Genomic DNA, 6,116 nt, shown 5'->3' with positions numbered 1-6,116 from the left:
ACCGCATCACCGATGCCCTTCACGTTTTTCAGCTCCTCCACCGATTTGAACGCACCGTTCTTCTGACGGTATTCCACAATCGCTTTCGCCTTAGCCGGGCCGATACCCGGCAAGGCCTCCAGTTCGGCAGAAGACGCGGTATTAATGTTCACGGCGGCCAAAGAGAATGCTGCACAGACGGCGGCAAATGCACCAAATAAAAATTTCTTCATCAGATTTTTTCCCATAACATATTTGATTGAATCAGTCATAAAGTCTACCGAATGGTTTTATCCCACTCTGTAAACACTGTCACATACGCAGATAGGGCAACAGCCCATACCCGCATAAATGCTTACGCCATATTAACGCAAATATCATTTTATTTCAAATATTCTAAACAGTTAACCGTAACTTTCGGTACTTTTGTTCAAGAATAACAACAGAGTTGTCATCCTTTAATTTAAACAACAAGCATGCACGAACACTCAATAGGCATCGGAATGGGTATCGGTTCATCAATATCCTTGCACCCATTACCCTACCTCCTATCGTCAAACCGACAGAACTGACAGGCATGTAAAAAGCCCCCGACATCAGTCGGGGGCTTTGGAATGGGTGTTTGGCGGTGACCTACTTTCACATGGAAGAACCACACTATCATCGGCGCTGAGTCGTTTCACGGTCCTGTTCGGGATGGGAAGGCGTGGGACCAACTCGCTATGGCCGCCAAACTTAAACTGTTACAAATCGGTAAAGCCTTAATCAATTATTTGGTGATGACTGAATCAGTCAGTAAGCTTTTATCTTTGAAGTTCTTCAAATGATAGAGTCAAGCCTCACGAGCAATTAGTATGGGTTAGCTTCACGCGTTACCGCGCTTCCACACCCCACCTATCAACGTCCTGGTCTCGAACGACTCTTTAGTGTGGTTAAACCACAAGGGAAGTCTCATCTTCAGGCGAGTTTCGCGCTTAGATGCTTTCAGCGCTTATCTCTTCCGAACTTAGCTACCCGGCTATGCAACTGGCGTTACAACCGGTACACCAGAGGTTCGTCCACTCCGGTCCTCTCGTACTAGGAGCAGCCCCCGTCAAACTTCCAACGCCCACTGCAGATAGGGACCAAACTGTCTCACGACGTTTTAAACCCAGCTCACGTACCACTTTAAATGGCGAACAGCCATACCCTTGGGACCGACTACAGCCCCAGGATGTGATGAGCCGACATCGAGGTGCCAAACTCCGCCGTCGATATGAACTCTTGGGCGGAATCAGCCTGTTATCCCCGGAGTACCTTTTATCCGTTGAGCGATGGCCCTTCCATACAGAACCACCGGATCACTATGTCCTGCTTTCGCACCTGCTCGACTTGTCGGTCTCGCAGTTAAGCTACCTTTTGCCATTGCACTATCAGTCCGATTTCCGACCGGACCTAGGTAACCTTCGAACTCCTCCGTTACTCTTTGGGAGGAGACCGCCCCAGTCAAACTGCCTACCATGCACGGTCCCCGACCCGGATTACGGGTCTGGGTTAGAACCTCAAAGACACCAGGGTGGTATTTCAAGGACGGCTCCACAGAGACTGGCGTCTCTGCTTCAAAGCCTCCCACCTATCCTACACAAGTGACTTCAAAGTCCAATGCAAAGCTACAGTAAAGGTTCACGGGGTCTTTCCGTCTAGCAGCGGGTAGATTGCATCTTCACAACCACTTCAACTTCGCTGAGTCTCAGGAGGAGACAGTGTGGCCATCGTTACGCCATTCGTGCGGGTCGGAACTTACCCGACAAGGAATTTCGCTACCTTAGGACCGTTATAGTTACGGCCGCCGTTTACTGGGGCTTCGATCCGATGCTTGCACATCTTCAATTAACCTTCCAGCACCGGGCAGGCGTCACACCCTATACGTCCACTTTCGTGTTAGCAGAGTGCTGTGTTTTTAATAAACAGTCGCAGCCACCTATTCTCTGCGACCCTCCAGGGCTTACGGAGCAAGTCCTTAACCTTAGAGGGCATACCTTCTCCCGAAGTTACGGTATCAATTTGCCGAGTTCCTTCTCCTGAGTTCTCTCAAGCGCCTTAGAATTCTCATCCTGCCCACCTGTGTCGGTTTGCGGTACGGTTCAATTCAAACTGAAGCTTAGTGGCTTTTCCTGGAAGCGTGGTATTGGTTACTTCATGTCCGTAGACACTCGTCATCACTTCTCGGTGTTAAGAAGACCCGGATTTGCCTAAGTCTTCCACCTACCGGCTTAAACAAGCTATTCCAACAGCTTGCTAACCTAACCTTCTCCGTCCCCACATCGCATTTGAATCAAGTACAGGAATATTAACCTGTTTCCCATCGACTACGCATTTCTGCCTCGCCTTAGGGGCCGACTCACCCTACGCCGATGAACGTTGCGTAGGAAACCTTGGGCTTTCGGCGAGCGGGCTTTTCACCCGCTTTATCGCTACTCATGTCAACATTCGCACTTCTGATACCTCCAGCACACTTTACAATGCACCTTCATCGGCCTACAGAACGCTCCCCTACCATGCCAGTAAACTGGCATCCGCAGCTTCGGTTATAGATTTGAGCCCCGTTACATCTTCCGCGCAGGACGACTCGACCAGTGAGCTATTACGCTTTCTTTAAATGATGGCTGCTTCTAAGCCAACATCCTGGCTGTCTGGGCCTTCCCACTTCGTTTACCACTTAATCTATCATTTGGGACCTTAGCTGGCGGTCTGGGTTGTTTCCCTCTTGACAACGGACGTTAGCACCCGCTGTCTGTCTCCCGAGGAACCACTTGATGGTATTCTTAGTTTGCCATGGGTTGGTAAGTTGCAATAACCCCCTAGCCATAACAGTGCTTTACCCCCATCAGTGTCTTGCTCGAGGCACTACCTAAATAGTTTTCGGGGAGAACCAGCTATCTCCGAGTTTGTTTAGCCTTTCACCCCTATCCACAGCTCATCCCCGCATTTTGCAACATGCGTGGGTTCGGTCCTCCAGTACCTGTTACGGCACCTTCAACCTGGCCATGGATAGATCACTCGGTTTCGGGTCTACACCCAGCAACTATTCGCCCTATTAAGACTCGGTTTCCCTACGCCTCCCCTATTCGGTTAAGCTCGCTACTGAATGTAAGTCGTTGACCCATTATACAAAAGGTACGCAGTCACACCACAAGGGTGCTCCCACTGTTTGTATGCATCAGGTTTCAGGTTCTATTTCACTCCCCTCCCGGGGTTCTTTTCGCCTTTCCCTCACGGTACTGGTTCACTATCGGTCGATGATGAGTATTTAGCCTTGGAGGATGGTCCCCCCATATTCAGACAGGATTTCACGTGTCCCGCCCTACTTTTCGTACGCTTAGTACCACTATTGAGATTTCGAATACGGGACTATCACCCACTATGGTCAAGCTTCCCAGCTTGTTCTTCTATCTCGACAGTTATCACGTACAGGCTCCTCCGCGTTCGCTCGCCACTACTTGCGGAATCTCGGTTGATTTCTTTTCCTCCGGGTACTTAGATGGTTCAGTTCTCCGGGTTCGCTTCGCTTATCCTATGTATTCAGATAAGGATACCTCCTAAGAGGTGGGTTTCCCCATTCGGACATCGCGGGATCATAGCTTTATTGCCAGCTCCCCCACGCTTTTCGCAGGCTTACACGTCCTTCATCGCCTATCATCGCCAAGGCATCCACCTGATGCACTTATTCACTTGACTCTATCATTTCAAGAACCTCTTTGACTTCGTTTACCTACCCGTTGACTAGGGAAGCAAACTTGAAATTCCTACTTTGATAAAGCTTACTGCTTTGTTGTGTCCTAATCCTGCCTTTTGTGTTTCAGGATTAAGTCGATACAATCATCACCCAAATACTGTGTTTGTTTTCTTTTCTCTTGCGAGAGATTTTTTATCCTTTGCAAAGAACAAAAAATCAAAACAAACTCATTGTCTTTGTTTGTTGATTTCGGCTTTCCAATTTGTTAAAGATCGATGCGTCGATATTTCACTTCGCAAATCAAAATAAGCTGCTAAGTATAGCAGGCTTCCTTTGATTTGTAAAGTTCTTGGTGGAGGCAAACGGGATCGAACCGATGACCCCCTGCTTGCAAAGCAGGTGCTCTACCAACTGAGCTATGCCCCCGTTCTTGGTGGGTCTGGGAGGACTTGAACCTCCGACCCCACGCTTATCAAGCGTGTGCTCTAACCAGCTGAGCTACAAACCCGGATTCTCTTCTTAAGCGAATCTTGTCTTCACTCAAGCTTTTCTCTTCCGCATCTTTATACAGTTTACCGATAAGTGTGAATGCATCAGACCTCTTCTTTCTCTAGAAAGGAGGTGATCCAGCCGCAGGTTCCCCTACGGCTACCTTGTTACGACTTCACCCCAGTCATGAAGCATACCGTGGTAAGCGGGCTCCTTGCGGTTACCCTACCTACTTCTGGTATCCCCCACTCCCATGGTGTGACGGGCGGTGTGTACAAGACCCGGGAACGTATTCACCGCAGTATGCTGACCTGCGATTACTAGCGATTCCGACTTCATGCACTCGAGTTGCAGAGTGCAATCCGGACTACGATCGGTTTTGTGAGATTGGCTCCACCTCGCGGCTTGGCTACCCTCTGTACCGACCATTGTATGACGTGTGAAGCCCTGGTCATAAGGGCCATGAGGACTTGACGTCATCCCCACCTTCCTCCGGCTTGTCACCGGCAGTCTCATTAGAGTGCCCAACTAAATGATGGCAACTAATGACAAGGGTTGCGCTCGTTGCGGGACTTAACCCAACATCTCACGACACGAGCTGACGACAGCCATGCAGCACCTGTGTTACGGCTCCCGAAGGCACTCCTCCGTCTCTGGAGGATTCCGTACATGTCAAGACCAGGTAAGGTTCTTCGCGTTGCATCGAATTAATCCACATCATCCACCGCTTGTGCGGGTCCCCGTCAATTCCTTTGAGTTTTAATCTTGCGACCGTACTCCCCAGGCGGTCAATTTCACGCGTTAGCTACGCTACTAAGCAATCAAGTTGCCCAACAGCTAATTGACATCGTTTAGGGCGTGGACTACCAGGGTATCTAATCCTGTTTGCTACCCACGCTTTCGAGCATGAACGTCAGTGTTATCCCAGGAGGCTGCCTTCGCCATCGGTATTCCTCCACATCTCTACGCATTTCACTGCTACACGTGGAATTCTACCTCCCTCTGACACACTCTAGTCACCCAGTTCAGAACGCAGTTCCCAGGTTGAGCCCGGGGATTTCACATCCTGCTTAAGTAACCGTCTGCGCTCGCTTTACGCCCAGTAATTCCGATTAACGCTCGCACCCTACGTATTACCGCGGCTGCTGGCACGTAGTTAGCCGGTGCTTATTCTTCAGGTACCGTCATCAGCTGTCGATATTAGCAACAGCCTTTTCTTCCCTGACAAAAGTCCTTTACAACCCGAAGGCCTTCTTCAGACACGCGGCATGGCTGGATCAGGCTTGCGCCCATTGTCCAAAATTCCCCACTGCTGCCTCCCGTAGGAGTCTGGGCCGTGTCTCAGTCCCAGTGTGGCGGATCATCCTCTCAGACCCGCTACTGATCGTCGCCTTGGTAGGCCTTTACCCCACCAACTAGCTAATCAGATATCGGCCGCTCGAATAACGCAAGGCCCGAAGGTCCCCTGCTTTCCTCCTCAGAGAATATGCGGTATTAGCTAATCTTTCGATTAGTTATCCCCCATTACTCGGTACGTTCCGATATATTACTCACCCGTTCGCCACTCGCCACCCAAGAAGCAAGCTTCTCTGTGCTGCCGTCCGACTTGCATGTGTAAAGCATGCCGCCAGCGTTCAATCTGAGCCAGGATCAAACTCTTATGTTCAATCTCTAACTTATAACTTCTGGTCTGCTTCAAAGAAACCGACAGGACAATGTCTAAAACATCATCTTGTCTGTCTTTCAAACAGTGTGAGGCCTAATGCACTCACACTTATCGGTAATCTGTTTTTTAAAGAGCGAATCGAATTATACAGTACATTTAGCAAATGTCAACTAAAATTATCGAAAATTTTAACTAACTGTGTTATACTGTCTGCTTCGTTTTCTTCACCGCGTCAGCAGCGAAGAACCGAACTATACGCCTCACAAC

The 6,116-nt window shown here is 49.4% G+C and carries 1 protein-coding gene, 2 tRNA genes and 3 rRNA genes; all 6 read right to left on the bottom strand.

Going from position 1 to position 6,116, the window contains the following annotated elements; genetic code table 11:
• Positions 1–212 (bottom strand): ComEA family DNA-binding protein (locus HMPREF3047_RS01225; RefSeq protein ID WP_070711971.1); only part of this gene is annotated, 212 nt, incomplete at its 3' end.
• 387 nt (positions 213–599) lie between these two features.
• Positions 600–713 (bottom strand): 5S ribosomal RNA (gene rrf, locus HMPREF3047_RS01220).
• Positions 714–807: 94 nt separating this feature from the next.
• Positions 808–3,696, bottom strand: a 23S ribosomal RNA gene (locus tag HMPREF3047_RS01215).
• 348 nt (positions 3,697–4,044) lie between these two features.
• Positions 4,045–4,120, bottom strand: a tRNA-Ala gene (locus HMPREF3047_RS01210).
• 5 nt (positions 4,121–4,125) lie between these two features.
• A tRNA-Ile gene (locus HMPREF3047_RS01205) sits at positions 4,126–4,202 on the bottom strand.
• 106 nt (positions 4,203–4,308) lie between these two features.
• Positions 4,309–5,849 (bottom strand): 16S ribosomal RNA (locus HMPREF3047_RS01200).
• The 16S, 23S and 5S rRNA genes sit together here with 2 tRNA genes alongside, the layout of an rRNA operon.
• Positions 5,850–6,116 lie beyond the last annotated feature (267 nt).

It is taken from the genome of Neisseria sp. HMSC075C10 (genome assembly GCF_001815615.1).
GTDB classification, from domain to species: Bacteria; Pseudomonadota; Gammaproteobacteria; order Burkholderiales; family Neisseriaceae; genus Neisseria; species Neisseria subflava_A.
This window is presented reverse-complemented; position numbering and strand designations above follow the sequence as displayed.